We start from the raw sequence: 26,188 nt of genomic DNA on the forward strand, positions 1-26,188 counted from the left end.
CTGGATATGGCAGATCACACCACTAGAATGACCCGGATCGTGGACCATCTACGCGCCAATTGGCAAATTTACGTCCTGTTGGCGCCGACAATTATCTGGTTCTTGGTTTTCTTGTATCGCCCGATGTACGGGCTGCAAATTGCGTTCAAGGACTACAGCGTTTTTCGCGGGATCGAGGGTAGCCCTTGGATCGGGTTTGAACATTTCCACACTTTGTTTGGCAGCGACCAGTTCATTCGGGCGTTAAAAAACACGGTCATTATCAGCATGCTGACGTTGGTGTTTGGGTTCCCGATGCCAATCATCTTGGCACTGATGTTTAACGAGGTTCTGAACCAAACCTACAAGAAGACAGTGCAGACGGTTGTTTACCTGCCGCACTTTATCTCGACCGTGATTATTTCAGGCATCGTGATTACTGCATTTTCGCCGTCTTCGGGCGTGGTCAACACGGTGCTTGATTGGCTGGGTTTTGATAAGATCTATTTCTTGACCAAACCCGAATGGTTCCGCCCGATCTTTATCGGGTCTGGCATTTGGCAAGAGGCTGGGTTTAGCTCCATCGTGTTTCTGGCCGCCATCGCCGGGGTGAACCCTTCACTGTATGAAAGTGCCGTGGTGGACGGTGCGTCGCGCTGGCAGATGATGTGGAAAATCACCATTCCATCAATCATGCCGACGATCATCATTATGCTGATCATTCGCATCGGTAACCTGCTTGAGGTCGGGTTTGAGCTGATCATCCTGCTGTACCAACCCGCCACCTACCAAACCGCCGATGTCGTGAACACCTACATCTACCGACAAGGTTTGCAGGTCGGTCAATATGATCTGGCCGCTGCGGCGGGTCTATTTAACGCTGTTGTTGCCTTTGTTCTGGTGATGACCGCGAACACAATTTCCAAGCGCTATTCGCGCACATCACTGTGGTAGGGGAATAGAAAATGGCGAACATGAATCTCTATTCGCGCGGTGACAAAGGCTTTGTCATAGCCAACATGATCTTGATTGGGCTGTTCGCGCTGTCAACGCTGTACCCGTTCATCTATATCGCGTCGCTATCGCTTAGCTCTGGGTTTGCAGCGCAAGCGGGAACCGTGGTGCTGACACCTGTTGATATGACCTTTGCCGCCTATGGCAAGGTTCTGTCTGAACCACAGTTCTGGATATCGTATCGCAATACGTTCATCTACACGATTGGCGGCACGGTGATGAGCCTGATCATCATCATTCCGGGCGCTTACGCTTTGTCACGCCCCCAACTTTACGGTCGCCGTTTTTGGAACCTGATGGTGGCATTCACCATGTGGTTTAACGCCGGACTGATCCCGTTTTTCTTGAACATGCGCGACCTACACCTGCTGGATAGCTATTTCGGGATCATCATCGCCTTTGCCTGCAACGCGTTTAACATCATCTTGCTGCGCAACTTTTTTGAAAGCATCCCTGCATCCTTTGAAGAAGCTGCACGCATGGATGGCGCGAATGATTTTCAGGTACTGCGCAAGGTCTACATCCCGCTGTCCAAACCCGCGATCGCGACAGTCACGCTGTTTTGCATTGTTGCACGCTGGAACGGGTTCTTTTGGGCGATGGTTCTGTTGCAAGACGAACAGAAGATCCCGCTGCAGGTCTATCTGCGCCACGTCATTACTGAACTTTCAGATGACGAACAATTTGCGGCAACACTGATCGACGCGCCTTATTCGGTTGATACCGTCACGGCTGCGATTGTTGTCTGCTCCATCATTCCGGTTCTGCTGATCTATCCCTTTGTTCAGAAGTATTTCAACAAAGGCATCCTTTTGGGAGGGGTGAAAGAGTGATCCGGATAACGACGTCGAACGAAACTGCATAATTGGAGGTAACTATGCGTAAAATGAAACTGGCTTCGGCCATCTTGATGACCACGGCGATTGCGCCAGTGGCACATGCGGACGGGCATCTGCAAATTGTGGATGAACCCCTCGAGCTGACGATCCACATGCACTGGCCACGTGCACAGGGCTACAACGAAGAATATCCGGTCGAATTGGCTGCCCGCGAGATGACAGGTATTCACCTGCTTGACGCGACTTCAGGCAAGAACACAACTGACCACAACGAAGCGATCAACCTGCTGTTGGCGACTGGCGATCTGCCTGACATCGTTGGCGGCCACCGGATCAAAGATGCGGTCAACCAATACGGCCCCGAAGGCGCATTTGTACCGCTGAACGATCTCATCGAAGAACATGCCCCACACATCAAAGCATTCTTTGACGAACGCCCCGACATTGCCCAAGCGATTTCATCGTGGGATGGCAACATGTACTACATCCCCTATCTGCCCGATGGTAAGTTCGGCCGCGCTTACTTCATTCGCCAAGACTGGTTGGACACGCTTGGTCTAGAACAGCCGCAGGACGTGAACGAATTGTATGACGTGCTGGTTGCATTCCGCGACAATGATCCAAATGGCAATGGCCTAAAAGATGAAATCCCGATTTTTCAGCGTCAGTGGGAAGAACTGATCCGCTATGTGACCCTCTGGGATGGCCGTTCCAGTGGCTCTGACACCTATCATGACTTTATGGTTGTGGACGGCCAGTTGCAGCACCCTTATGCGACCGAGGGCTACCGCGACGGCATGGCGCATTTGGCCAAATGGTACGCCGAAGGCTTGATCGATCCAGAAATCTTTACGCGTGGGTCCAGTTCACGTGACTATCTGTTGTCTGAAAACCTTGGTGGGATGACCCACGATTGGTTTGCGTCAACATCAGGCTACAATGCGTCGCTTGAAGGAACGGTCGAAGGCTTTAACTTTGTGCCTTACTTGCCGCCCGCATCTATCAGCGGTGTGCGTATGGAAGAACACCGCCGCATTCCGTTCAAACCCGACGGTTGGGCGATCAGCCACACCAATGAAAACGTCGTTGAGACAATCAAATACTTTGATTTCTTCTTCACTGAAGAAGGCCGTTTGTTGTCGAACTTTGGTGTTGAAGGCGACACATGGAACATGATCGACGGCGAACCAGTCTTTACTGACGAGGTTCTGAATGGCGGCATCGCGGTGAACACGCAGATGTACGAAGTCGGCGCACAAATCCAGCGTGGTTACTGGCAGGACTACCGTTACGAATGGCAGTGGACAGCAGAAGCCGCCCGTGAAGGGATTGAGCTTTACGACGCGAATGATCTGCTGATCGACCAATTCTTGGGTGTGGCGTTCAACGAAGATGAACAACGCATTTACGATCGGAACTGGACCCAAATCCAAACCTACATGCTGGAACGTCAACAGGCGTGGATTTTGGGCACGGGCGACATCGAAGCTGACTGGGACGACTACGTCGCCCAGCTGGATCGCATGGGCTACAACGACGTGATCGCAGTGATGCAAGCCGCATACACACGTCAATACGGCAATTAAGTTTCCTCCCGGACTGTCCGCCACATGTTGGCGGGCAGTCTAAACCCTTTTGAAGACTAGGACGAATTTCGATGGCTACGCGCACCACTCAAGCAGCATATTTAGACGAACCCCGTGCGGGGCGGCTCAACATTCAATACGCGCCCGATGGACAAAGCGTGACTGAAAACCCGCCCCGGTTTACATGGCTGCCCGTTGTCGCAGACGAGGCCCATTATGTCGTGCGCGTGTCCACTGACCCAACATACCCAGCCGCGAAAACGCAGCAATTCGAAGATATCGCGCTGAATTTCTTGACGCCCGACGTCGTCTTTGAGCCGGGCAATTATCACTGGTCTTACGCCGTTTGGGATACCCAATCAAACACTGTGGCCACACAATGGAGTACCTCGCGTAGCTTTGAAGTTGCAACCGACCTGCCCCAAGTACCCTTGCCAAACCGCGTCGACCGCTATGCAAACGCCGATATGGCGCATCCGCGTCTGTGGCAAAGCCCAACTGGGCTGAAACAATTTAAAGAAGACGTGGCGAAGGACGCAGATCATTGCACATGGTCCACGTTCTACGAAAAATCTGTCCTTCCATGGATGGATCGCCCTGTGATGAAAGAACCCGCAGGCTATCCCAACCATCAGCGTGTCGCGCCCATTTGGCGCCAGACCTATATCGACTGCCAAGAACTAATCTATGCGATCCGTCATTTAGCGATTGGTGGTCATGTCACCGATGATCCAGAAATGATTGCCCGCGCCAAAGAATGGTTGCTTGAGGCCGCAAACTGGGACACGGCTGGCGTCACATCGCGCGGGTATACCGATGAATGGGCGTTCCGCGTGACCGATGCTTTGGCTTGGGGGTATGACTGGCTCTATAATGATATGTCGCAAGATGAACGCGACACGGTCCGCGCGGCGCTGTTGATCCGTACCCGCGAAATCGCAGATCACATCATCAAGCACGCTAATATTCACCTGTTTCCATACGACAGCCACGCGGTGCGTGCGGTGTCGGCGGTTCTAATCCCTGCTGCGATTGCCATGCTGGACGAAGAACCCGAAGCCCGTGAATGGTTGGATTATTCGATTGAATTCCTCTTCACCGTCTATTCCCCTTGGGGTGATGCCGATGGTGGCTGGGCCGAGGGTCCACACTATTGGATGACCGGCATGGCTTACCTGACCGAGGCGGCAAACCTGTTGAAACTGTTTACCGGGATCAACCTATATGAGCGTCCGTTCTTTCAGCATACCGGCGACATGCCGCTTTACACCAAAGCACCTGACACGCGCCGCGCAACGTTTGGCGACGATAGCACGATGGGTGATCTGCCTTGCCTGAAAATTGGCTATAACCTGCGCCAGTTTGCTGGGGTCACCGGCAATGGCGCCTACCAATGGTATTATGACGAGATCAAGCGTAACGATCAGGGCACCGAAATGGCGTTCTATAACTACGGTTGGTGGGATTTCAATTTTGACGAAATGCTTTACCGGACCGACTGGCCCGTTGTGGATGCCGTGCCACCGTCTGACATTGATAAGCTAAAGTTCTTTGAAGGCATTGGTTGGACCGCGATCCAACACCGGATGGATGACCCGACGCAACATATCCAATTTGTGATGAAGTCCTCCCCGTTTGGGTCGATCAGTCACAGCCACGGCGACCAAAATGCGTTCTGCTTGGCGGCATACGGCGAAGATTTGGCTGTACAGTCGGGCTATTACGTCGCCTTTAACAGCACCATGCACCAAGAATGGCGCAAACAAACCGTGTCAAAGAACGCGATCTTGATCAACGGCAAGGGGCAATATGCGGGCCGCGACAAGTCGCTGCAAATGCAATCCACAGGCAAAATTACCGCCGCCGAGGAACGCGACGACCACGTCTATATCAAAGGCGATGCGACGGAAGCCTATAAGCTGATCACACCAGAGATCACCAAGGTTGAGCGCGAAGTGTATTTTGTGCGCGACAGCTATTTTGTGATCGTCGATAGTATCGATGCCTCTGAAGAAGTGGAAATTGAATGGCGGTTGCACGCAAACAACGCCTTTGATCTAGGCAAAAATTCTTTCCGTAACACTGGTGAACGCGCCGGATTTTACGGGCAGGTCATTTGGTCCGAAGGCACCACGCCAACCCTGACGCAAACCACCGGGTATCCGGGCGTCGATATGTCGGAAATCAAAGACCAACACGTTGGGTCATTCCTAAGTGTAAACTACACGAAATCGCGACGTCACCGGGTGGCGACATTACTTGTCCCTTACCCCAAAGATGACCCCAAACGGGTCTTTCATTTCTTGGATGACCAAGGCTATGACTGCGATCTGTATTTCACCGACGCGGACGAGAATTCGTTCAAAGTCGTCATGAAAAAGCTAGCCAGCACCGGGATATGATCCCGAAGGCATACCTACAACGCGGCGGTTCTGGATTATCAGAAACGCCGGTAAATTTTTAAAACTGGAGAGAAAAATGAAACTTCAAGGCAAAACAGCAATCGTAACGGGCGGCGGTCGTGATATCGGGCGCGCATGTGCGCTGGAACTCGCGGCACAGGGTGCAAATGTTGCGATCAACTATCATTCCAGCTCTGAAGGTGCGGATTCTGCGGTCGCAGAAATCAAAGCCGCTGGCGGCAATGCATTTGCCCTTCAAGGCGACATGACAAGCGAAGCAGACGTCAAAGAACTAGTCGCGAAAACAGTTGCTGAATTTGGCAAGGTCGACAATCTCATGCACGTCACAGGCGGCATCGTTGCGCGCGTTCAAATGAATGACATGACGCTTGACCACTGGAACAAAGTGATGACGTTGAACACAACATCGTTCATGTTGGCTGTGCGCGAATGCCTGCCACATATGGGTGCGGGATCTTCAATCGTGGCAATGGCGTCCCAAGCAGGCCGTGATGGCGGCGGACCGGGTTCCAGCGCTTATGCGGCTTCAAAAGGTGCGGTCATGACATTGACACGCAGCATGGCCAAAGAATTGGGTCCAAACATCCGCGTCAACTCTCTTTGCCCAGGTATGATCGACACTGATTTCCACAATGTGTTCACCAAACCGGAAGTCCGCACACATGTTGCGAACGTAACACCGCTAAAACGCGAAGGTCTTTCCGAAGATGTCGCCAAAGCCGCTGTGTTCCTCGCATCTGACGAAGCTGCGTTCATTACCGGCACAAACGTTGATATCAATGGCGGCATGCTGTTCTCTTAAGAACGCCATAAACGACTAAAACAGCCCCGTTTCATGGGGCTGTTTTCACCAATGCGGGCCATAGGGCCTTTGGATATCACTGCAATGCAGTCGCTCACACCCAGCACAGGTACAGTCTTGCAAATGGCTTGGCCATTGACGCTTAAGGCGATGATGCTGCACGGCATTATCGTGATTGACGCCTATTTAGTGTCTGGTTTGGGTGAACAGGCGCTCGCAGCGATGGGATTGGCTGCATCGTTGGGCGGGGTGTTGCTTGGTGTGCTTTTTGCCTTTTCAAGCGCGACGCAAATCCGATTGGCGCAAGCCTTTGGGTCGGGCAGGCCGGTGGCGCTTAAAACCGGGTTTTACGCGGGTATCATCATTAACCTTGTGATGGCGTCGATTGGATTGGTCTTGGTACTGATCTTTGGTGACCGGATCATCACTGCGTTTGCGCACACCCCAGACATCGCGACCCAAGCCCAAGCCTACTTGCACGTCTTTCTACTGGTGGTTTTGATAGAGGCTGTCGGCCAGTGTCTGGGTAGTTTTTTCAACGGTTGCGGCAATACAAAGACCCCGTTCTATAGCTATTTGATCGCATTGCCTGTGAACGTGACCGTCAGTGTGGTTCTGATCCATGGGCTTTATGGGTTGCCCGAACTCGGTGTGGTTGGCGCGGCCGTGGGGACCGTCGTTGCCGCTGTCACACGCACCATTTTTATGGGGGTGCATTTTTATAATGACACCTGTGGGTACCGCGATGTGGCAGGCTGGCTACACGCGACCCTATTTATCTCACTCAAACGGCATCTGAAATTTGCCGCCCCGATTGCGGGCACATTTGTCAGCATGACGTTGGCGACCAACGTCTGCGCGTTGATCTATGCTAAGATGAACATCAACGCCTTTGCTGCGATGACACTTATTGCGCCTTGGGTTCAGGTTGCTGGCACCTTTGGGATCGCGTGGGCGCAAGCAACGGGCATCACCGTCGCCCAATTGCTTGCCAAAGACACACCAGGCGACGCGCTTGACGAATTTCTTAGCCGCGCGTGGCGCATGGCCTTTGTCGCGGCAGGCGTCGTGTCGGTGACCTATCTTATCTTATGTCTCGCGTCGGGCCGCCTCTATGCGGACCTCCAAGACGAAACGCGGGCCGCATTGTTCAGCTTTCTGCCTGTTTTACTGCTTTTGCCGTTCCCCAAGGGATCCAACGCGATCTGCGGGCAATCGCTGCGGGCGGGTGGCGATACCCTGTATGTAATGCATATTTTCATTGTCGGGTCATGGTTGTGCAAAGTGCCGCTAACGGTGCTTTTTGTTGTTTACCTTGAATTACCCGTGTTTTGGGTCTTTTCGCTGTTCCTCGCCGAAGAGCTTGTCAAATTTCCTTTGTTCCATCTGCGGTTTTACAGCGGGAAATGGAAATTAGGCGGGAAAGACGACGAATAGCGATCCCCATACAAAGATGGCGTTTACGCAAATTTCACTCCGACGCTGTAGCTTCACTTTATAGCATGTGCTCGCTGGCTGCGCGTGTTGTGTGAATTGAATGCAAGAGGCGAATTCTTGAATGCATACTCTTTCGTCTACGAACAACCCTGCCGGATCAGCGGTTTGAGGATACAATGTTTCATTACGTAGATCGTTCAACGCGCACGCAAGAACCCTATGTTCTTTTGCTACAAGGGCCGGTCGGTCCCTTTTTCCGCGACCTCCAAGAGGAGCTAAATGCACATGGCTTTCGCACGAAACGTGTCACATTTAACGCAGGTGATGAACGGTTTTCAGCGGGCCAAATGACCCAGCCGTTTTCAGGCTCGCTTGATAACTGGGCGCAATTTTTTGACGCTGAAATGCGTCAGAATTTACCAGACTTCGTTGTGATGTTTGGGGTGATGCGGCCGGCCCATCATATCGCGCGGCAAATTACCGCGACCTATGGTGTCCGGGTAATTTGCCTAGAAGAAGGGTATTTAAGATCCGGATATGTGACCTGCGAAATTGGTGGCAACAATGACAGTTCACCTTTGTGCCAATGGGCCCCCGGTCAAGACTGCGCGGGCGATTATCCCGCGCCAGTAACGCCACCAAACGCCTATCTTAAAATGTGTTTTTGGGCGGCGCTATATTACATGCGCCGTGATTTTCGGGCAACCTGGTACCAGCAATCTCTTTTTCACCGCAAACGCGAAGGGGTGTTCAGCCTCGCATACACATGGGCCAGCCATGCCGTGGTGCGCGGCATAGCGCGGCACACCAGCGGCCCTTTGTTACGCCGCCTTCGGGGAAAGCTGCGCAAGAATTTTGTACTGGTCATTTTGCAAGTCCCAAGCGATAGCCAGCTTTTGTATGCCGCGCGCGGTTGGTCGAATGAAAAATTAGTACAAGAGACGCTCAGCGCATTTCGGCACACGCACACCTCAGAAACCCTCGTATTTAAACTTCATCCATTGGACCGGCAGGCGCGTCAAACCCAACGGCTCATTAAAAGAACTGCACGGGATCTGGGGATAGAAAGTCAGGTACACATCCTCAAATCTGGCGCAATTGGCGATATTGCAGCCCATGCGTCGGGCATGATCGTGATCAATTCCACCTCCGCATTTTCGGCATTGCGTCACAATATCCCAATTCTCGCGATGGGCGATGCCATCTATCGTCATGACGCCGTGGTGACAGTGGGAAACAGCCCATATGACATTTGGGAATTCCTGAACGACCGCAGTGTAAAGCCCGCAGATAATGTGGCGATGTTTTTGCGGGCGGTGAAAGCCACGGCCCTTTTACCCGGCGACTTTTATTGCATTACCGGTCGCCATGTCGCGGCCGCCGCGATTGCAGACAAACTCAAACAAGAATTACAGCAAACATCGCGACCGATACCGGCAGCCATTCGATCGGGTGCGGCCTAATGGGCATCGGCGCAAGTTTCACAAATTCATCATCACGTTTTTCGCACCGTTTTTCGGCGGTGTCACAGGCGCATAAAAACTAAGGAACCGAATGTCGTATATCACCAGACCTGATCAAGAGGCCAAGCCGCATAACCTTTTTGACGTTGTTCACAAGGCGTTAGAAATCGAAGCATCAGCGCTACTGGCATTGCGCCGATCGCCTCCAGCGCAGCTTTGCGACGCGGCACAGTTGATTCACACTGTGCGCGGTCCGCTTGTCATCGCCGGCGTTGGCAAAAGCGGCCACATTGCGCAGAAGATCTCAGCGACATTTCGATCGCTGGGCAAGCAGTCTATCTTCCTACACGCCGCAGAGGCGAGCCATGGTGATCTTGGCGCTATCGCCACCGACAGTGTTGTCTTAGTGATATCAAATTCGGGCGAGACCGCAGAATTAGGCGACTTGCTTGCCTATTGTGCCAAATACCGCGTGCCGGTGATTGGCATCACCGCAGACGCGCAAAGCACCTTGGGCAAAGCGAGTCAAATTGTGATCCCACACGGCAAATTGAAAGAGGCTTGTTTGCACGGGCTTGCCCCAACGACATCAACCACAGTGGCTTTGGCCATCGGCGATGCATTGGCCGTGGGCGTCAGCCATCTGTCCAATATTGCGCCACATGACTTCCGTCGTTACCACCCCGGTGGTAAGCTGGGCGCGCAATTGCTGAAGGCCGAAGATCTCATGCATCGCGGGGACGCTCTGCCGATCGTTGCCCCCGATGCTAAGATGCAAGACGTCGTCATCACAATGTCCAGCAAAGGGTTCGGTGCCGCGATTGTCTGTGAAGATGACGTGCTGATCGGTCTCATTACGGATGGCGATATGCGTCGAAATGTGAACCGGCTCTGGCAATCATGTGCCAAAGATTTGGTGCTTGGTAGCCGATGACAGTCTCACCGGATATCCCTGCCTCTGTGGCGCTCGCACTGATGAGCAAACAAGCGATTACAGCTATCTTGGTGGTGGATCGCGCGTCTAAATTACTGGGGTTGCTTCAGATTCATGATTGCGTCCGCGCTGACGTCGGGGGGCAACCCGTCATTGTCTTCGCGTTCAACGAACCCCGGTTGCATGGTGGAATCCAAGAATATCGCAAGCGTGCTTAGGATTATCTGAGGATCATTTTTGGGCATCATGAGTTTGAGCCCACGCGCCATCGCGATCATACCCATCGCAAGTTGACGTGCAGGAGCGCGCAGCTTCAGTTGGCGCGCATCGGCGGATTTTTGGACGATATGTGCCATCTTGTCCGCTTGTTCATCGAACAATGAATAATAGCTTTCTGCGAAGGTCGGATCGCGCAATGCATGCAGGCTAATCTCCGCTTCGAGCTGCGCTCTTTCGCTTGATCCACAGATTTCGCGCAACCATTGTGACGCCTCGCTGACTATTTCTGTGGTCGATTTTGAGGTATCTCTGCTCAGAACTTCCATTGACGCGTAAGCGTATTGGAACTGGCTGCGCATGATCTCAAGAACAAGGTCATTTTTGTTTCGAAAGTTTGAATAGAAGGCACCTTGCGTGTACCCCGCTCGCGCGGCGATATCGCGCACAGAAGCGCCAGAAAATCCGTTTTGCGCAATCAATTCAGCGCCAGCCTGGGTGAGGGCGTCGCGTGTTTGTTGTTGGGATGTGGTGCGTTTAGATTGCTTTGCCATGGGCAGTCAGATAGCAGTTGTAATCTGAATGTTCCAGCGCTATGTCGCCCAGATAGCAATTGTTATCTGATGCGGGCTGTCGCGCGGATTGCAAAGACCATGATGATGAAATGGACATACCTATGCGCCGCATTCCCGTATTTGTTTTGTTTGCAGGGCTGTTTTTCTCAGCCCCAGTTGCCGCTGATGAACCGCTGGTCGTTTCGGTCGTCACCACGCAATCTTCTGTTTCGACCCGCAACATTGCCCTCACCGGCGAGATTGTAGCGCGCGATGCGCTTGCGTTGTCATTCCCAAGCGGCGGACGCATCGACAGTATTGATGTGCACGAAGGCGATGTTGTCGAAGCTGGCGCCATCTTGGTGCGCATTACGTCTATTCAGCAAGAACAAGCCCTGCGCGCAGCACGTGCTGGCGTTTCAACAGCGACAGCAGATCGGGATCAGGCAGACGAAGATTTGCGACGCCAGGAAGCGCTGCTCGAACGGGGGGCCACGACCCGCGTGGCCCGTGATGCCGCAGCCGATCAAACCCGCGTCAAAGAGGGCGTACTTGCCCAAGCGCAAGCAGACCTAGAGCTAGCAGAAAAGGCGCTGGAAGATGCCACGATTGTCGCACCGCAGGCGGCCACAGTGACTGCCCGACTTGCGGAACCCGGACAGGTCGTGGGTGCGGTTCAGCCGGTGGTGGAATTGGCTCTGGGTGGCGCTGTTGATGCCGTGTTCGAAGTGCCCGAAAGCCTCTTTACTGGCACGACCTCGATCGGGGGTGTGTCCCTTGCCCCATTGGATCACCCTGATCAGATTTTTTCTGGCACCGTTCGCGAAGTCTCGCCATTGGTTGACCCTGCGACTGGAACCGTCGCGGTGAAAGTGCAAATCGACGAAAAGCCATCAGGTGTCGAATATGGTGACCCTATCCGTGGCACCACAACGGAAGCCATTTCCGACCGGATCGTGCTGCCATATCGCGCGATGTCCGCGTCCCGGCTTGGCCCCGCCGTTTGGGTGGTTGATCCTGAAACCATGCGCGTTTCGTTGCAGCAAATTACAGTGGATCGGTTTGAAACAGGCAATATCCTTGTCTCAGATGGATTGGCTGACGGTGTTTTGGTCGTCACGGCCGGCGCTCAGCTTTTGTACCCTGGCCGGTTAGTGCAGGCTCAAGCGGAGACAAACCAATGAAACGATTAGCGCTGTTGATCACATTTGCCGCCCACCCAATGTTTGCGGAAACTGCACCCGCAGCGTCAGATATCGTGTCCGATGTACCGCGCCCAGTGGTGTCGATGCATGTGGGAAATGGCAGCGTCCAAGAGACAACCTATATCGGCACGGTCGCAGCCGGAAATGAGGTCGCACTGGGATTCCCAATTAGCGGCACGTTGGTCGAACGCCGCGTTGATTTAGGCGCATTGGTCGCAAAAGGCGAAATCCTTGCGTCACTTGACCCCAAAGACCTACAAGCCGAGGTCCGTAGTGCAGAGGCTGGCGTGCTGGTCGCCCAGACAAACTTGGGTTCCGCAGAACAGGCTTGGAACCGTGCAGTTGAACTCGCCGAGCGCGGTGTCGATTCTGAGACCCGCCAAGAAGACGCGCAGCGTACACTTGTTGCCGCGCAAGCCGGGCTTGAACAAGCACAGGCCAACCTTGCGGGTGTGCAGGATAAACTTGATCTTGCGGTCCTGCGCGCGCCCCAAGACGGGGTTATCACAGGCGCTTACCAAGAGGTTGGCGCATCGGTGTCACCCGGGCTAGAGGTCTTACGCCTTGCAAATACGGACGAACGCGAAATTGTCGTGGATATTAGCGAACAAGGCCTCGCGACGCTTGAAATCGGCACGGTTTTTGACGTGGCGCTTGTGGCCAATCCTGAACTGACCACCACCGCGCGACTGGCACGAGTTGACCCCGTCGCGGAAAGCCTCACCCGGAACCGCCGCGTGCATTTGGTGTTGTCAGATGCGCCCGCGGGGTTTCGGTTTGGCGCGCTTGTCCAGCTCCAAGCAGTCGGTGACGGCACGACGCTTATCTCGGTGCCTCTGAGCGCGGTTCTACATCCCGACGCAGATGCCGCCGTATGGATCGTCGACCGTGACCAGAATGTCGTGAACCTGCGCACGATCAGCTTAGGCGCACAATTTGGCGATCACGTCAGGGTGGTATCAGGTATCGAACCCGGCGATGAGGTCGTCTTGCGCGGCATTCATTCTTTGCGTGAAAATCAAACCATCGGCCGGAGTGTATCGCAATGAACCGTTTTAACCTGTCCGATTGGGCACTATCGCACCGGTCTTTTGTATGGTTTTTGATGATTGTTTCGGTCGTTGCGGGGGCGATGTCATATGTGAATATTGGCCGTGAAGAAGACCCCAATTTCGCCATCAAAACGATGATTGTCTCGGCAGCCTTGCCGGGCGCCGACGTGGAACAGACGCTATCACAAGTTACCGACCGTATTGAAAAAAAGCTCGAGGAATTGCCAGAGCTTGATTTCACGCGCTCGGTGACTGCTGCGGGGCAGGCGATTGTTTACGTCGAACTTCTTGCGTCGACTGATGCCGAAGAGTTGCCACGCATCTGGCAACGTGTTCGAACTATGATGAGCGATATCAGTGGTGATTTCCCTGAAGAATTCCTTGGCTTCCAGTTCAACGATGACTTTGGCGATGTGTTCGGCAATCTTTACGCCTTCACCTATGACGGTTTCACCCCGCGCGAAGTCCGTGACTATGTCGAATTGGTGCGCCGCGAAATTCAAGGGCTTGATGACGCGGGTAAGGTCGAAATCTACGGTGTGCGCGACGAAGTCATCTATCTGGAAATTTCAACAGAGCGGATGGCCGCGCTTGGCATTAACCAAGAAACATTACAAGCGACGCTTGCTGCGCAAAACGCGATTTTGCCTTCAGGTGTGATTAAGGCCGGTCCAGAACAGGTGCTCGTGCGGATCGACGGGCAGTTTGATGACGCGCAAAGCATCGCTGACATTAACCTGCGCGTCGGGGACCAGTTTTTCCCGCTCACCGATATTGCCGATATCCATCGTGGCTATGAAGATCCACCTACTGAACTGTTCCGCTACGAAGGCCAAGAAGCGATCGGTCTGGCCGTCGGCATGCGCGTCGGCGCGAATATTGTCGAATTTGGTGGTGAACTGGACGCGGTGATGGCCCATGCGATCACGCAGTTGCCCATCGGGATTGATATCCACCAAGTTGCCAACCAACCGCATGTTGTGAATGGGGCCGTGAATCACTTTCTACAAGCGCTACTTGAAGCGGTTTTGATCGTCCTCGCCGTTAGCTTTGTCAGCCTTGGTATGCGCGCCGGATTCGTGGTCGCGCTGACCATTCCACTGGTGCTAGCGATTACATTTGTGATCATGGAATACACCGGTTTCACGTTGCAACGGATTTCGCTCGGGGCGTTGATCATCGCGTTGGGTTTGCTGGTGGATGACGCCATGATCGCCATTGAAACGATGATGTCGCGGCTAGAAAAGGGCGAAAGCCTTGTTAAATCTGCGTCTTATGCCTGGACGTCGATTGCCTTCCCAATGCTGACCGGCACCTTGATCACGATGGCGGGCTTCATTCCGATTGGCTTGAACTCCTCGGCGGCGGGCGAGTTTACGTTTTCGCTGTTTGTTGTGATTTCGGTCTCTTTGTCGATCTCATGGATTGTTGCTGTGCTGTTTGCGCCGCTGATTGGTGTGACATTACTAAAAGAAAACATCGGACATCACGAAGTCAAACCCGGTCGTTTCCGCCGCGCTTTCCACGTTCTTTTGCGTAGTGCGATGCGGTTCCGCTGGGTTACGATTATCGTGACAGTCATCGTGTTCGGTGGATCGATTTATGGGATGCGCTTTGTTGAGCAACAGTTTTTCCCAAACTCCGACAGACCTGAATTGCTAATTGATATGGCCTTGCCGCAAAACACCGCGATCAGCGAAACCCAAGCGCAGCTTGATCGGCTTGAATCCTATCTGGACGATGATGAAAACGTATTGTTCTGGACATCCTATGTTGGTCGCGGCGCGCCACGGTTTATTCTGGCCTTTGACGTGCCGACACCCGGCCCGCAAACCGGTCAGATCGTGATCCAAACCCCATCCGTCGCAGCCCGCGACGCGCTTCGTGCTAAGATGCAAACCATCGCCGAAACCGAATTTCCCGGCGCAGATATCTTTGTGAAGCTTCTCGAAATTGGCCCGCCCGTTGGTCGCCCTGTGCAATACCGGTTGAGCGGTCCTGACCCCGATACTTTGCGTGACCACGCTCGCGATTTGGCCGCCGTGTTGGCAACAGATGACCGTTTGACCGGGATTGTGCTTGACTGGAACGAACCTGCACGGGTCGTGCGGATCAATATTTTGCAAGACAAAGCCCGCCAGCTTGGGTTGTCGTCAAGCGATATCGCCCAGTCACTTTACACCATCTATGATGGGAACACAGTTACAGCGCTACGCGATGATGACTATTTGGTTGATGTTCGCGTCCGCGGAAGCGCTGCTGATCGGCAATCGGTCGAGGCATTGTCAAACCTGCAATTGTCTACGCCAAGCGGTACAGCGATTCCGTTGCGGTCGATTGCGACCTTTAGTTATGAAACCGAACAGCCCGTGATCCACCAACGCGACCGGATGCCGACAATCACCGTCAAAGCAGCGATTGCCACCAACGACCAACCCGCAACGATTGTCACGCAACTTACGGACCAAATCGCGGCCTACAACGATGCGCTTCCGCTTGGCTATAACGCTGTGGTTGGCGGTACCGTCGAAAGCAGCGCAGATAGCCAAGCCCCAATCGCGGCGGTTGTTCCTGTGATGCTCTTGATCATGCTGACGTTGATCATGGTGCAAATGCAAGGGTTCCGGCTGGCATTCATCGTGTTCTGTGTCGCGCCTTTGGGACTGATCGGTGTGGTTGCCGCGCTTGTACCATCTGGCGCGCCGCTTGGCTTTGTCGCGATCTTGGGCGTGCTGGCACTCATGGGTATCTTGATCCGCAACTCGATCATTCTTGTCTCTGAAATCGAAGTTCTCCGCGACAAAGGCCGCAGCGCATGGGACGCGGTATTCGAGGCGAGCGATTCTCGGGCACGTCCGATTTTGCTGACTGCTGCGGCGGCCAGCCTTGCACTGATCCCAATTTCGCGCCAAATTTTCTGGGGGCCAATGGCCTATGCGATGATGGGCGGGATCATTGCCGGGACAGTCATTACCCTGGTATTTGTGCCTGCGCTTTACTTGGCGGTTTTCCGTGTAAAACGCTAAATGTGCCTGCGACATTACAAGCCTTCCATCATCGCAAAAAGGATGATCTAAAAATACGCGGGCGGCTATTATGCGCCGCGTATTGAGCTAAGGAAGATCAAAAAATGACCGCGACATTCGCGCAACCCGACACCATTCGTGCTGATTTTTCTGCGGCGATGTCCGCAATGTACCGTACAGAGGTTCCAGCCTACGGCGACCTGCTTGAAATTGTACATGACACCAATACCACGACGCTGGATAGCCCTGCCGCTGAGATTTTAAATCTGACGCCCGACGAAGACACCACGCGCATTTCGCAAGAGCGCCATGGCGCGATCCGTTTGGGCACAGCGCAAGAATTGGCGATGATGGCTCGGGTTTTTGCGGTGATGGGCATGTTTCCGGTTGGCTATTACGACTTGTCACCAGCGGCGGTTCCTGTCCATTCGACGGCCTTTCGCCCAAAGACGCGCGCGGCACTGGCCGCAAACCCATTTCGTGTATTCACATCGCTATTGCGGCTTGAGTTGATCACGGATGAAACCCTGCGCGCGCAGGCCATGGAGATTTTGGCAAAGCGACAGATTTTCACCAAAGATGCGATTGCCCTGACTGAAAAAGCCGAAGCCAATGGCGGCTTAACCCCGGCAGACGCCACGCAATTTGTTGCCGAGGTTCTGGAAACATTCCGTTGGCATGCGGATGCTTGCGTGGATATCGCAACCTTTGATCAGCTGAACGCGGCACACCGTCTGATTGCCGATGTTGTGTCGTTCAAAGGGCCTCATATTAACCACCTGACCCCGCGCACGTTGGACATTGACGCAGCGCAGGCTGCCATGATCACGCGCGGCCTACCCGCAAAAGCCATCGTCGAAGGTCCGCCTCGCCGCAATTGCCCGATTTTGCTGCGCCAGACTTCATTCAAGGCGCTCGAAGAGGTGGTGAATTTCCCTGCCAATGACGGCGGTGCAGCCGTTGGCAGCCATACCGCCCGCTTTGGTGAAATAGAACAGCGCGGCGTTGCGCTGACCCCCAAGGGGCGTGCGCTTTACGATGAAACGCTGGCGTCCGTCCGGGCGCAGATTTTACCTGCTGGCGATGGATCAAACGCACAGGCCTATATGGATGCGCTGGTGAAAGGTTTTGACGTGTTTCCAGATGATTGGCGTCGGTTGTATGATCATGGGCTGGCGTATTTTAAATTCGTTGTCGCGCAACCAGATGCAGAGGCAACCGATCATAGCGCTGCCGCGCTTTTGGATGCGGGCGTTTTGACGCTAAGCCCGATCATTTACGAAGATTTCCTCCCGGTCAGTGCTGCGGGGATTTTCCAGTCGAACCTTGGTGATGACGCCGACCAAGACAGCCACAGCGCGTCGAGCCAAGCCGCGTTTGAGACAGCGCTTGGTACAGCCGTCGCGGATGAATTTGCGCTCTATCAACAGATCGCAGATGCATCGCTTGCGGATTGTCTGAACCGTTTAAATTAAGTCACACGTCTGCGTAACTGTGCGGGGCGACCAGATAGATTCAAGGTCGCATCCCCACGGGGGCTGCGCGCGATGACTTTGCCCTTAGCAACCACCGCAAGCCGGGCAGGGCGCAGACGTAACGCTTCGATCGGGTTTGCAGCATCTAAGACGACCAGCGACGCGACGGCGCCCTTGTGTAACCCGTAATCCTTTAGACCAATAATCGCGGCATTGGTCTCTGTAACCATCGTAAAACAACGGGTCATTTCGTCAGGGTGGCTCATCTGTGCGACGTGAAGCCCCATAAACGCCACATCAAGCATATCCGCCGTGCCGAGACTGTACCAAGGGTCCAGCACGCAATCTTGCCCCCAGCCAACGCGAATGCCCATCGCCTGCATTTCCTTTACCCGTGTCAGGCCACGCCGTTTGGGAAATGTATCGTGCCGCCCTTGCAGCATGATGTTGATCAGCGGGTTCGGGATAGCGGATATTTCAGCCTCGGCAATCAGCGGCAACAGTTTGGAAACATAGTAGTTATCCATCGAATGCATAGATGTCAGATGCGAACCGGCGACGCAGCCTTCTAGCCCCAATCGGGTGGTTTCAAGCGCGAGCGTTTCGATATGGCGGGAATTGGGATCATCAGTTTCATCGCAATGAATATCGACCATCAAGCCGCGCTCGGCGGCGATTTCGCAAAGATCTTGCAGACTATCCGCGCCGTCTTGCATGGTGCGTTCGAAATGGGGGATGCCGCCGACGACCTCGACCCCCATATCCAACGCACGGATCAGATTTTCGCGGCCATTTGGAGCGCGGTACAACCCGTCTTGCGGGAACGCGACCAGCTGTAGGTCCATGTAGTCCTTCACCGCCTCTTTCACAGCCAGCATGGCAGTGACAGTGTTCAGGTGATCGGGCGTGGTGTCGACATGGCTGCGAATGGCCAGCAACCCCATCGAGGCCGCCCAATCGCAATAGCGCAAGGCACGCGCGATCATTTCATCCACGGTTGCGATATCACGCAGTTCGCCCCAAAGGTTGATACCTTCCAGTAATGTCCCCGATGCGTTTACCCGTGGTGTGCCGTAAGACAGCGTCGCATCCATATGGAAATGCGGATCAACAAATGGCGGTGATACGAGATCACCGGTGGCATCAATCGTTTCAGCGGCGTCAGCGGTGATATTTGGCGCAATTTCAGCGATCCGGTCGCCATGCACGGCGATGTCAGACACGGTGCCATCGGGCAGGGTGCCCCCTTTGATCAGCAGATCAAACATTAGCGCTCTCCTTTGTTGAATGGCACCATAAGCGCGGCGGGAACCTCGGCGCGGCGCGACATCACGATCAGCGCCATGATAGACAGAATATATGGCATCATCAGGAAAACTTGATAGGGCACAACAGCGCCGATGCCGGTTTGTTGCAAGCGAATTTGCAGCGCGTCAAAGGCGGCAAACAAGATCGCGCCAAACAGAGCCTTGCCGGGGCGCCATGCACCAAAAACCACCAGCGCAATACAAATCCAACCGCGCCCATTCACCATGTCAAAAAAGAAGCTGTCAAAGGCGGACATGGTAAGAAATGCGCCCCCTACGGCCATACACCCGCTGCCGATCATGACGGCACCCATACGGATGGCTGTGACCGATAGGCCTTGCGCTGCGACAGCTGCCGGGCTTTCCCCTGCGGCGCGGACAGCCAAGCCGAGCGGCGTACGGTATAATGTGAAGGAAACGACACCAACCAAAATGAAGGCCAGATAAGTTAGCGCGGTTTGCTGAAATAATGCAGGGCCAAAGAACGGAATTTCTGAAAGAAATGGGATGTGAAACGGTTGAAACGCGTCAATTTTCGGGGGCGTCGATACCTCGGGCAGCATCACGCGGTAGGTGTAAAAAGTCGCGGATGTGGCAAGCAACGTCAAACCAATGCCAACCACATGTTGCGACAATCCGAATGGCACAGATAGGATAGAATGGATGCCGCCAAGACCGACGCCGACCAAAAATGCAACACTAACACCGCCCCAAAGTGGTAGGCCGGCCCAAACGGCGATCCAGCCAGCGAATGCGCCGGCCACCATGATCCCTTCGATGCCAAGGTTCAAAACACCCGCACGTTCACAGATCAATTCGCCCATGGTTGCAAAAATCAGCGGCGATGCGATGCGGATGGCCGCCGCCCAAAACGCGGCTGAGGTCAGGATTTCGAACAGCTCCATCAGTCTCTCCGCACACGAAATTTAGTGAGTAGGATTGCGAGCACCATACATAAGAGCGCCGTGGCTAGCATGATATCGGCAAGGTAGCTCGGTACGCCAATTGCGCGGCTCATACTGTCAGCGCCCACAAAAATCGCGGCGACGAACAGGGCGGCGACGACAACGCCCAGCGGATGCAAAAGCGCGAGCATCGCAACAACGATCCCGGTGTAACCAAACCCCGGCGATAGATCGAGTGTGAGCGATCCCTTTAGCCCCGCGACTTCAGAAAACCCAGCGAGCGCGGCCAAGCCACCCGATAGCAACGCTGTTTTTAGGATAACTTTGGTGACGGGAATACCCGCAAATCGCGCGGCCTCGGCGTTTTGACCGACCGCACGCATTTCGAATCCTAAGGTGGTCTTTGCATCGACTACCCAAACGATAATGGCCGCGATCAAGGCAATCGCAAACCCCCAATGGAGCCGCAACCCATCAACAATACGGGGCAGCCGCGCTTCTGGGATCAGCCGTGCGGATTTGGGCCACCCCATACCCATCGGGTCTTTGAGCGGCCCTTCAAGAAGATAGGACACAAATAGCAAAAAGATGAAGTTGAACAAGAGCGTGGTCACGACCTCATCGACGCCCAATCGGGTTTTGAGCAGGGCGGGGACCAAGAGCAAGAAAGCGCCAGCCATCATCGCAGCAAGCGCCATAATCGTTAACAATGCTGGCGCAGGCAGTTGCAACGCGCCTGTGCCCAGAACCGCGACGACAACAGCGCCCGCGTATAATTGCGCCTCTGCGCCGATGTTCCACAGCTTTGCACGAAAGGCGACGGCGATCGCAAGCCCTGTGAAGATAAGCGGCGTGGCGCGATTTAGCGTCTCTAATAGGGCGAATTTTGATCCGAATGCGCCGATCAGGATTTGCCCTAACACGGCCATTGGGTTGCCTCCGGCAATCATGGCAAGCAACGATGCGATCAAAATCGTCGCGACAATTGCGAGTGCAGGTAGGGTTAATCGCCGCGCGAGGCTTGGGTTTGCAATCGGTTCAAGCCGCATGGTCGTGCCCTTCAAACCCGTCGCCCGCCATCCACACGCCAAGCTGCTCTGGCTGCATGGTCCCGCGTACGAATTCAGGGCTGAGCCGCCCATCGCTGATCACATGGATCACGTCTGACAGGCGCATAATTTCGTCAAGGTCCTCAGAGATAAGCAAGACCGCAGCCCCAGCATCGCGTGCGGCCGCCAACCGTCCGTGGACATAGTTTACCGCGCCAATATCAAGCCCGCGCACGGGTTGATTGGCCAAAATGATGCGCGGTGCGTTTTCTAACACACGCCCCAAGATCAGCTTTTGCATATTCCCGCCTGACAGCAGCCGAATGCGTGCGTCGGGGCCGGAACACCGCACATCATATGTTTCAATCAGGCTTTCCGCATGGGCTTTGGCCTTGCGCCAGTTCATCCAGCCGCGTTTTGAAAATTGGGTCGCGTATGTTTCTAAGATGGTATTTTCGGTCAGATCGAAATCCGCAATCGTCCCGGTTTTGTGGCGGTCTTCTGGGATACGCGCGATCCCTTGGCCGATGGCGTTGCGCGGTGACCACGTGGTGACTGTGTTGCCGGCGATTTCAAACTGACCAGATTGCGGCGTCACCAAACCTGAAATCAAATCCGAAAGCGCGGCTTGCCCATTCCCTGAGACGCCTGCCAGTCCGGTGATTTGTCCGGCACGCAGCGCAAGGTTCGCGTGACGCAATCCCGGAGCGGTGCCGATGGATGGTGTCGAGAGATCACAAAGCGTTAATAAAGCCGCGCCTGGCGTTGCAGGGGCCAGATCTGGGGCGCTGGTTTCTGCGCCAACCATCAATGCTGATAATTCAGCACGATCAGTGTCTAATGTTGCCCTTTCGGCGACTAATTTGCCGTGTCGCAAGACCAATACCCGGTTTGAGATGGCCATCACCTCGTGCAGTTTATGCGAAATGAAGACGATAGAGAGCCCGAGGTCGATCGCGGTCCGCAGGGTGGCAAATAGCGCGTCAGTTTCTTGCGGCGTCAGAACAGCGGTGGGTTCGTCCAAAATCAGAATGCGGGCATCACGGTAGAGCGCTTTGAGAATTTCAACGCGCTGACGTTCCCCGACCGTCAATGCCCCGATCTTGGCGTCTGGGTCGACCTTCAGTTGAAACTCTTCGGATAGGGCGCGAATTTTTGCCTTAGCCGCCCCTGCACGCAATCGGGGGGCATGGAGCGGTTGTGCGCCCAATACGATATTTTCCCAAACTGTCAGATTCTCAGCGAGCGTGAAATGCTGGTGAACCATGCCCACGCCTGCATCCAGCGCCGCGCGCGGGTTGCCGGGTGGCAACAGGTTGCCAAAGACCGTGACGGTGCCTTCGTCGGCGGTATATTGGCCAAAAAGGATATTCATCAACGTGGTTTTACCCGCACCGTTTTCACCCAAAAGCGCAATAACCTCGCCCTTGGCCAGATCAAAAGTCACCGCCTCATTGGCGGTGACTGATCCAAAACGTTTGGTGATGTTTTGCAGGCGCAGAACGGGGTGCGCCGATTCTACGCCTGACATTTATGACGACTTTGGCTCTTCGTCGTTGATCACAACAGTATATGATCCGTCTTTGATCGCCGCTTCGCGCGCAGCAACCAAATCAAGCGCTTCTTGCGGGATTTTACCTTCGAAAGTGCCGAATGGGGCCAAGTAGCAACCACCCATGTTCATGAACGAATAGGTGCCGTAGTCAGCAGCGGTAAACGTTCCTGCTTGCACTGCCGCAATTGCAGCATCCATTGTCGGGCCAAAGTCCCAAATCGCGGAGGCCACGACCGTTTCGGGATAATCGGTTTGCGTATCGATGACATTCCCAATCGCAAGCACACCTTTTTCCTGCGCGGCATCTGACACGCCAAAGCGTTCCGCGTAAAGCATATCAGCGCCGTTTTCGATCATCGCAAAGGCGGTCTCTTTCGCCTTGGGCGGATCGAACCAAGATCCGATGAACGAGACTTGGAAGGCGATGTCTGGGTTCATCTCTGATGCACCGGCCATGAATGCGTGCATCAAGCGGTTTACTTCGGGGATAGGAAAGCCGCCAACCATGCCGATATTGCCAGATTCTGACATGGCACCGGCGACGATACCAGACAGGTAAGCAGCGTCTTGGATGTAGTTATCAAAGACCGACAGGTTCGGCAGGGCGGGGTCTTCTTTGAACGATGACCCCAGCAAGAATGCGACGTTGGGGTATTCTGCCGCGACTTCGCGTGCTTCAGCCTCTGCGCCAAAGATTTCGCCGACGATCATGTCATAACCCGCTTCAGCGTATTCACGCATGACGCGCGGATAATCGGTGTTGGCGGTGTTTTCAGAATAGGTATATGCGATGTCGCCGCGATCTTGGGCGGCAAGGGCAGCAATATGGATGCGGCTGACCCATTGTTGTTCGACTGGAACGGTGTAGATGCCAGCGACCTTAATCGGGTCTTGGGCAAACAAGGCGGTTGGCGCAGAGAGTGCGGAAACCGACAGCGCTCCCAGCGCTGTTGTGGTTAGAAATCGGCGGCGCGTTGGATGCTGCGCTTTGACGTGGCTCGTCATGATAAATGTCCCTTTTGATGCAAAAATTTCTAGACCAATTGGTCAAATTGAAGGTGCATTGGTCAAACGCAATCATGGCACACGCATTTAGGATATGAGTCAATGATTAATCGTTGAGCATAAATATGGGATCTGCCACAAATTGTTGCGGTTCGTTCGATTGACCTTACACCCCGCGCTGGTGCGCATTGGCTTCAATCAATTCAGGATGGGTGTCACGAACCTGTGCGAGCACCTTCAAAATCCGCGCGAGATGCTTGCGCAACTCCTTTTCGGCGCGGTCGGCATCACGGTTTCTGATGCAATCCATAATCGCCACGTGGTCGTCCAGCGCGGATTGCGCCCCAATCGTCAGCGACAGATACCGCAACCGATCCAGATGGACCTTTTGGTCATGGATGATCACCCAGGCCTTTGGGTGCCCGGCAATGTTGCAAATTAACTCATGAAAACTGTCATCAAGTCGATGAAATTCGATTTTATCGTCCGCTTGAAGGGCCTCATCTTGCGCGGCGACAAGCGCGTTAAGCTCTGCATTATCGTCGCTGGTCACGCGGTCAATGGCCGCGCGCAGACATTCGACCTCTAGTGCGCACCGAATGAACCGCGCATCCAAGAGCGCTTGGGGCGAGATATAGGTGACCGTCGTGGCGCGTTGTGGCCGGATCAGCATAAATCCTAGTTCCGACAGGCGGTAGAATGCATCACGGACAGGTTGACGTGACACCCCAAGGCTGCGCGCAATTTCAGCCTCGGACACTTTGGCACCCGGCGCCAATTCCAGCGTGACGATCTTGGAATAGAGCGCATGAAAAACCTGATCGGTCGCAGTGGCCGCAGGCGTGAGGGTTAGTGAATTGTGCGCGCTCATCTCATATTCCAGTTTGACCTATCTGCCAGACTAGCATATTAGAAGATCAGAGGTATCTCAAGACCTTTCGGGAGGACACCGCATGCCATTGACCGACCCAGACCGCCTGCTTCCGGTGGAACCTTCGGTGCGCAAACACGCGCGCGACCTATACGAAGGCATCGCGGCTTTGCCGATTATCAGCCCGCACGGCCATTGTGACCCGAGTTGGTTTGCTAAAAACGACCCCTTTCCGGATCCTGCGCAATTGCTTGTTGTACCGGATCACTATGTTTTTCGGATGCTCGTTTCTCAAGGTGTCCCCATGGGGGATTTGGGCGTGCCACGCGCGGATAGCAGTGTAATAGAGACTGATCCGCGTCAAACCTGGCGCCGTTTCGCGCAGAACTATCACTTGCTGCGCGGCACCCCGTCGGCAATGTGGTTGGATCATTCTTTTGAACATGTCTTTGGAATTGATGAACGGCTGAACGCAGATACAGCGGATAGCTATTACAATCACATTGATGCGCAACTGGCGCAAGACAGCTTCCGGCCCCGCGCCCTGTTTGATCGTTTCGGGATAGAGGTTTTGGCAACCACTGAAAGCGCGCTGGACAACTTGAGCTGGCATAAAATGACAGCAGACAGCGATTGGAACGGGCGGGTGGTGACAACCTATCGTCCTGACAATGTGGTTGATCCGGACTTCGAAGGGTTTGCGGAAAACGTCGCGGATCTTGGTGGGCTCACTGGTGAAGACACATCTACATGGGATGGGTATTTGCGCGCCCACCGCGTGCGCCGCGCCTTCTTTAAAGCGCATGGGGCAACGGCCAGCGACCACGGTCATCCCACGGCCCGCACCGAAGATATGCCGAAAGCGCAGGCTGCCGCACTGTTTGCAAAGGCGCTTGCCGGGACATGTACCACTGATGAGGTCGACGCGTTCCGCGGTCAGATGCTCACTGAAATGGCCCGGATGAGCCTTGATGACGGATTGGTGTTACAGATCCATCCGGGATCGTTCCGCAACCATTCCGCTGACGTGTTCGCCAATTTTGGCCGCGACAAAGGGTTCGATATCCCGACCCAGACGAATTACGTGCAAGCGCTCAAACCTCTTTTGGACGCTGTAGGGATGGAACCGAGCCTGACGATCATCATCTTTACGCTTGATGAAACCAGCTATAGCCGTGAACTTGCGCCGCTTGCCGGGGCTTATCCGGCGTTGCGCCTTGGTCCGCCTTGGTGGTTCCATGATAGTTATGAAGGCATCAAGCGGTTCCGCGAAGCCACCACCGAAACCGCCGGGTTCTATAACACCGTCGGCTTCAACGACGACACCCGTGCTTTCTGTTCCATTCCAGCCCGCCATGATGTCGCCCGCAGGTCAGATTGCGCCTATTTGGCCAATTTAGTGTCTACTGGGCGGCTCAGCTTAACAGATGCACATGAGGTCGCGCACGACCTTGCCTACGGCCTTGCCAAACACGCTTACAAGCTTTGAAG

General features: G+C 54.4%; 20 protein-coding genes. 13 read left to right on the top strand and 7 right to left on the bottom strand.

All coding sequences use genetic code 11. From position 1 onward, the window contains the following. Nucleotides 1-6: 6 nt before the first annotated feature. The 8 genes from DS901_RS17105 to DS901_RS17140 all read left to right on the top strand — a co-directional run bounded on the left by DS901_RS17105 (nt 7) and on the right by DS901_RS17140 (nt 10,477). Entirely contained in the window at nt 7-933 is a 927-nt protein-coding gene (locus tag DS901_RS17105; RefSeq protein WP_113778145.1) for an ABC transporter permease, read from the top strand. Between the two features lie 11 nt (nt 934-944). Beyond that, a complete protein-coding gene (locus DS901_RS17110; RefSeq protein ID WP_113778146.1) occupies nt 945-1,826 on the top strand; it encodes a carbohydrate ABC transporter permease in 882 nt (293 codons plus the stop codon). A gap of 44 nt (nt 1,827-1,870) precedes the next feature. Further along, the gene (locus DS901_RS17115; protein WP_113778147.1) at nt 1,871-3,418 is read left to right on the top strand and encodes an extracellular solute-binding protein; all 1,548 of its coding nucleotides are present in this window, start codon (nt 1,871-1,873) and stop codon (nt 3,416-3,418) included. Nucleotides 3,419-3,489: 71 nt separating this feature from the next. Beyond that, nucleotides 3,490-5,820 carry a DUF4962 domain-containing protein gene (locus DS901_RS17120; RefSeq protein ID WP_113778148.1) on the top strand — a complete coding sequence of 777 codons (2,331 nt, stop codon included), beginning with the start codon at nt 3,490-3,492 and terminating at the stop codon, nt 5,818-5,820. Nucleotides 5,821-5,896: 76 nt separating this feature from the next. Continuing rightward, nucleotides 5,897-6,643, top strand: coding sequence for an SDR family NAD(P)-dependent oxidoreductase (locus DS901_RS17125; RefSeq protein WP_113778149.1), 747 nt, complete (start codon nt 5,897-5,899; stop codon nt 6,641-6,643). A gap of 84 nt (nt 6,644-6,727) precedes the next feature. Next, the gene (locus DS901_RS17130) at nt 6,728-8,080 is read left to right on the top strand and encodes an MATE family efflux transporter (RefSeq protein ID WP_181820920.1); all 1,353 of its coding nucleotides are present in this window, start codon (nt 6,728-6,730) and stop codon (nt 8,078-8,080) included. Between the two features lie 176 nt (nt 8,081-8,256). Beyond that, complete coding sequence (locus DS901_RS17135; protein ID WP_113778151.1) at nt 8,257-9,543, top strand: capsular polysaccharide export protein, LipB/KpsS family; 1,287 nt, start codon at nt 8,257-8,259, stop codon at nt 9,541-9,543. A gap of 91 nt (nt 9,544-9,634) precedes the next feature. Beyond that, nucleotides 9,635-10,477, top strand: a complete 843-nt coding sequence (locus DS901_RS17140; protein ID WP_113778152.1) for a KpsF/GutQ family sugar-phosphate isomerase — start codon at nt 9,635-9,637, stop codon at nt 10,475-10,477. A gap of 92 nt (nt 10,478-10,569) precedes the next feature. Here the strand turns inward: DS901_RS17140 and DS901_RS17150 are convergent, their stop codons facing one another. Further along, a complete protein-coding gene (locus DS901_RS17150; protein ID WP_113778154.1) occupies nt 10,570-11,247 on the bottom strand; it encodes a TetR/AcrR family transcriptional regulator in 678 nt (225 codons plus the stop codon). A gap of 122 nt (nt 11,248-11,369) precedes the next feature. On the opposite strand from DS901_RS17150, the gene DS901_RS17155 reads away from it, so the two are divergent. The 4 genes from DS901_RS17155 to hglS all read left to right on the top strand — a co-directional run bounded on the left by DS901_RS17155 (nt 11,370) and on the right by hglS (nt 18,005). After that, the gene (locus DS901_RS17155) at nt 11,370-12,431 is read left to right on the top strand and encodes an efflux RND transporter periplasmic adaptor subunit (RefSeq protein WP_181820921.1); all 1,062 of its coding nucleotides are present in this window, start codon (nt 11,370-11,372) and stop codon (nt 12,429-12,431) included. Next, entirely contained in the window at nt 12,428-13,501 is a 1,074-nt protein-coding gene (locus DS901_RS17160; RefSeq protein ID WP_113778156.1) for an efflux RND transporter periplasmic adaptor subunit, read from the top strand. Before DS901_RS17155 ends, DS901_RS17160 begins: the two co-directional genes overlap by 4 nt. Beyond that, nucleotides 13,498-16,530 carry an efflux RND transporter permease subunit gene (locus DS901_RS17165; protein ID WP_113778157.1) on the top strand — a complete coding sequence of 1,011 codons (3,033 nt, stop codon included), beginning with the start codon at nt 13,498-13,500 and terminating at the stop codon, nt 16,528-16,530. The genes DS901_RS17160 and DS901_RS17165 overlap by 4 nt, the downstream gene beginning before the upstream one ends. Before the next feature lie 104 nt (nt 16,531-16,634). Beyond that, a complete protein-coding gene (gene hglS, locus DS901_RS17170; RefSeq protein ID WP_113778158.1) occupies nt 16,635-18,005 on the top strand; it encodes a 2-oxoadipate dioxygenase/decarboxylase HglS in 1,371 nt (456 codons plus the stop codon). Here the strand turns inward: hglS and DS901_RS17175 are convergent. From DS901_RS17175 to DS901_RS17200, 6 genes are all read right to left on the bottom strand, one after another. Continuing rightward, a complete protein-coding gene (locus tag DS901_RS17175) occupies nt 18,002-19,273 on the bottom strand; it encodes an amidohydrolase family protein (RefSeq protein WP_113778159.1) in 1,272 nt (423 codons plus the stop codon). The genes hglS and DS901_RS17175 overlap by 4 nt on opposite strands. Next, nucleotides 19,273-20,217 (bottom strand): ABC transporter permease, encoded by a 945-nt coding sequence (locus DS901_RS17180; protein WP_113778160.1) that lies wholly within the window; start codon nt 20,215-20,217, stop codon nt 19,273-19,275. The genes DS901_RS17175 and DS901_RS17180 overlap by 1 nt, the downstream gene beginning before the upstream one ends. Then, nucleotides 20,217-21,266: an ABC transporter permease gene (locus DS901_RS17185; protein WP_113778161.1), complete on the bottom strand. Its 1,050-nt coding sequence runs from the start codon at nt 21,264-21,266 to the stop codon at nt 20,217-20,219. Before DS901_RS17185 ends, DS901_RS17180 begins: the two co-directional genes overlap by 1 nt. Next, nucleotides 21,256-22,797 (bottom strand): ABC transporter ATP-binding protein, encoded by a 1,542-nt coding sequence (locus DS901_RS17190; protein WP_113778162.1) that lies wholly within the window; start codon nt 22,795-22,797, stop codon nt 21,256-21,258. Before DS901_RS17190 ends, DS901_RS17185 begins: the two co-directional genes overlap by 11 nt. Then, on the bottom strand, nt 22,798-23,826 hold the full coding sequence (locus DS901_RS17195) for a BMP family protein (protein WP_113778163.1): 1,029 nt from the start codon (nt 23,824-23,826) through the stop codon (nt 22,798-22,800). It lies immediately after the preceding gene. A 166-nt stretch (nt 23,827-23,992) separates the two neighbouring features. After that, complete coding sequence (locus tag DS901_RS17200; RefSeq protein WP_113778164.1) at nt 23,993-24,697, bottom strand: GntR family transcriptional regulator; 705 nt, start codon at nt 24,695-24,697, stop codon at nt 23,993-23,995. Nucleotides 24,698-24,779: 82 nt separating this feature from the next. On the opposite strand from DS901_RS17200, the gene uxaC reads away from it, so the two are divergent. Further along, nucleotides 24,780-26,186 (top strand): glucuronate isomerase, encoded by a 1,407-nt coding sequence (uxaC, locus tag DS901_RS17205; RefSeq protein WP_113778165.1) that lies wholly within the window; start codon nt 24,780-24,782, stop codon nt 26,184-26,186. Nucleotides 26,187-26,188 lie beyond the last annotated feature (2 nt).

The organism is Loktanella sp. D2R18 (genome assembly GCF_003318235.1).
Classification (GTDB): domain Bacteria; phylum Pseudomonadota; class Alphaproteobacteria; order Rhodobacterales; family Rhodobacteraceae; genus Yoonia.

Coding starts and splice junctions, on each gene's coding strand:
- DS901_RS17115 (WP_113778147.1), top strand. CDS start 1,871: ATGCGTAAAATGAAACTGGCTTCGGCCATCTTGATGACCACGGCGATT.
- DS901_RS17130 (WP_181820920.1), top strand. CDS start 6,728: ATGCAGTCGCTCACACCCAGCACAGGTACAGTCTTGCAAATGGCTTGG.
- DS901_RS17200 (WP_113778164.1), bottom strand. CDS start 24,697: ATGAGCGCGCACAATTCACTAACCCTCACGCCTGCGGCCACTGCGACC.
- DS901_RS17175 (WP_113778159.1), bottom strand. CDS start 19,273: ATGTTTGATCTGCTGATCAAAGGGGGCACCCTGCCCGATGGCACCGTG.
- DS901_RS17150 (WP_113778154.1), bottom strand. CDS start 11,247: ATGGCAAAGCAATCTAAACGCACCACATCCCAACAACAAACACGCGAC.
- DS901_RS17155 (WP_181820921.1), top strand. CDS start 11,370: ATGCGCCGCATTCCCGTATTTGTTTTGTTTGCAGGGCTGTTTTTCTCA.
- DS901_RS17140 (WP_113778152.1), top strand. CDS start 9,635: ATGTCGTATATCACCAGACCTGATCAAGAGGCCAAGCCGCATAACCTT.
- DS901_RS17195 (WP_113778163.1), bottom strand. CDS start 23,826: ATGACGAGCCACGTCAAAGCGCAGCATCCAACGCGCCGCCGATTTCTA.
- uxaC (WP_113778165.1), top strand. CDS start 24,780: ATGCCATTGACCGACCCAGACCGCCTGCTTCCGGTGGAACCTTCGGTG.
- DS901_RS17105 (WP_113778145.1), top strand. CDS start 7: ATGGCAGATCACACCACTAGAATGACCCGGATCGTGGACCATCTACGC.
- DS901_RS17160 (WP_113778156.1), top strand. CDS start 12,428: ATGAAACGATTAGCGCTGTTGATCACATTTGCCGCCCACCCAATGTTT.
- DS901_RS17125 (WP_113778149.1), top strand. CDS start 5,897: ATGAAACTTCAAGGCAAAACAGCAATCGTAACGGGCGGCGGTCGTGAT.
- hglS (WP_113778158.1), top strand. CDS start 16,635: ATGACCGCGACATTCGCGCAACCCGACACCATTCGTGCTGATTTTTCT.
- DS901_RS17110 (WP_113778146.1), top strand. CDS start 945: ATGGCGAACATGAATCTCTATTCGCGCGGTGACAAAGGCTTTGTCATA.
- DS901_RS17180 (WP_113778160.1), bottom strand. CDS start 20,217: ATGGAGCTGTTCGAAATCCTGACCTCAGCCGCGTTTTGGGCGGCGGCC.
- DS901_RS17120 (WP_113778148.1), top strand. CDS start 3,490: ATGGCTACGCGCACCACTCAAGCAGCATATTTAGACGAACCCCGTGCG.
- DS901_RS17190 (WP_113778162.1), bottom strand. CDS start 22,797: ATGTCAGGCGTAGAATCGGCGCACCCCGTTCTGCGCCTGCAAAACATC.
- DS901_RS17135 (WP_113778151.1), top strand. CDS start 8,257: ATGTTTCATTACGTAGATCGTTCAACGCGCACGCAAGAACCCTATGTT.
- DS901_RS17185 (WP_113778161.1), bottom strand. CDS start 21,266: ATGCGGCTTGAACCGATTGCAAACCCAAGCCTCGCGCGGCGATTAACC.
- DS901_RS17165 (WP_113778157.1), top strand. CDS start 13,498: ATGAACCGTTTTAACCTGTCCGATTGGGCACTATCGCACCGGTCTTTT.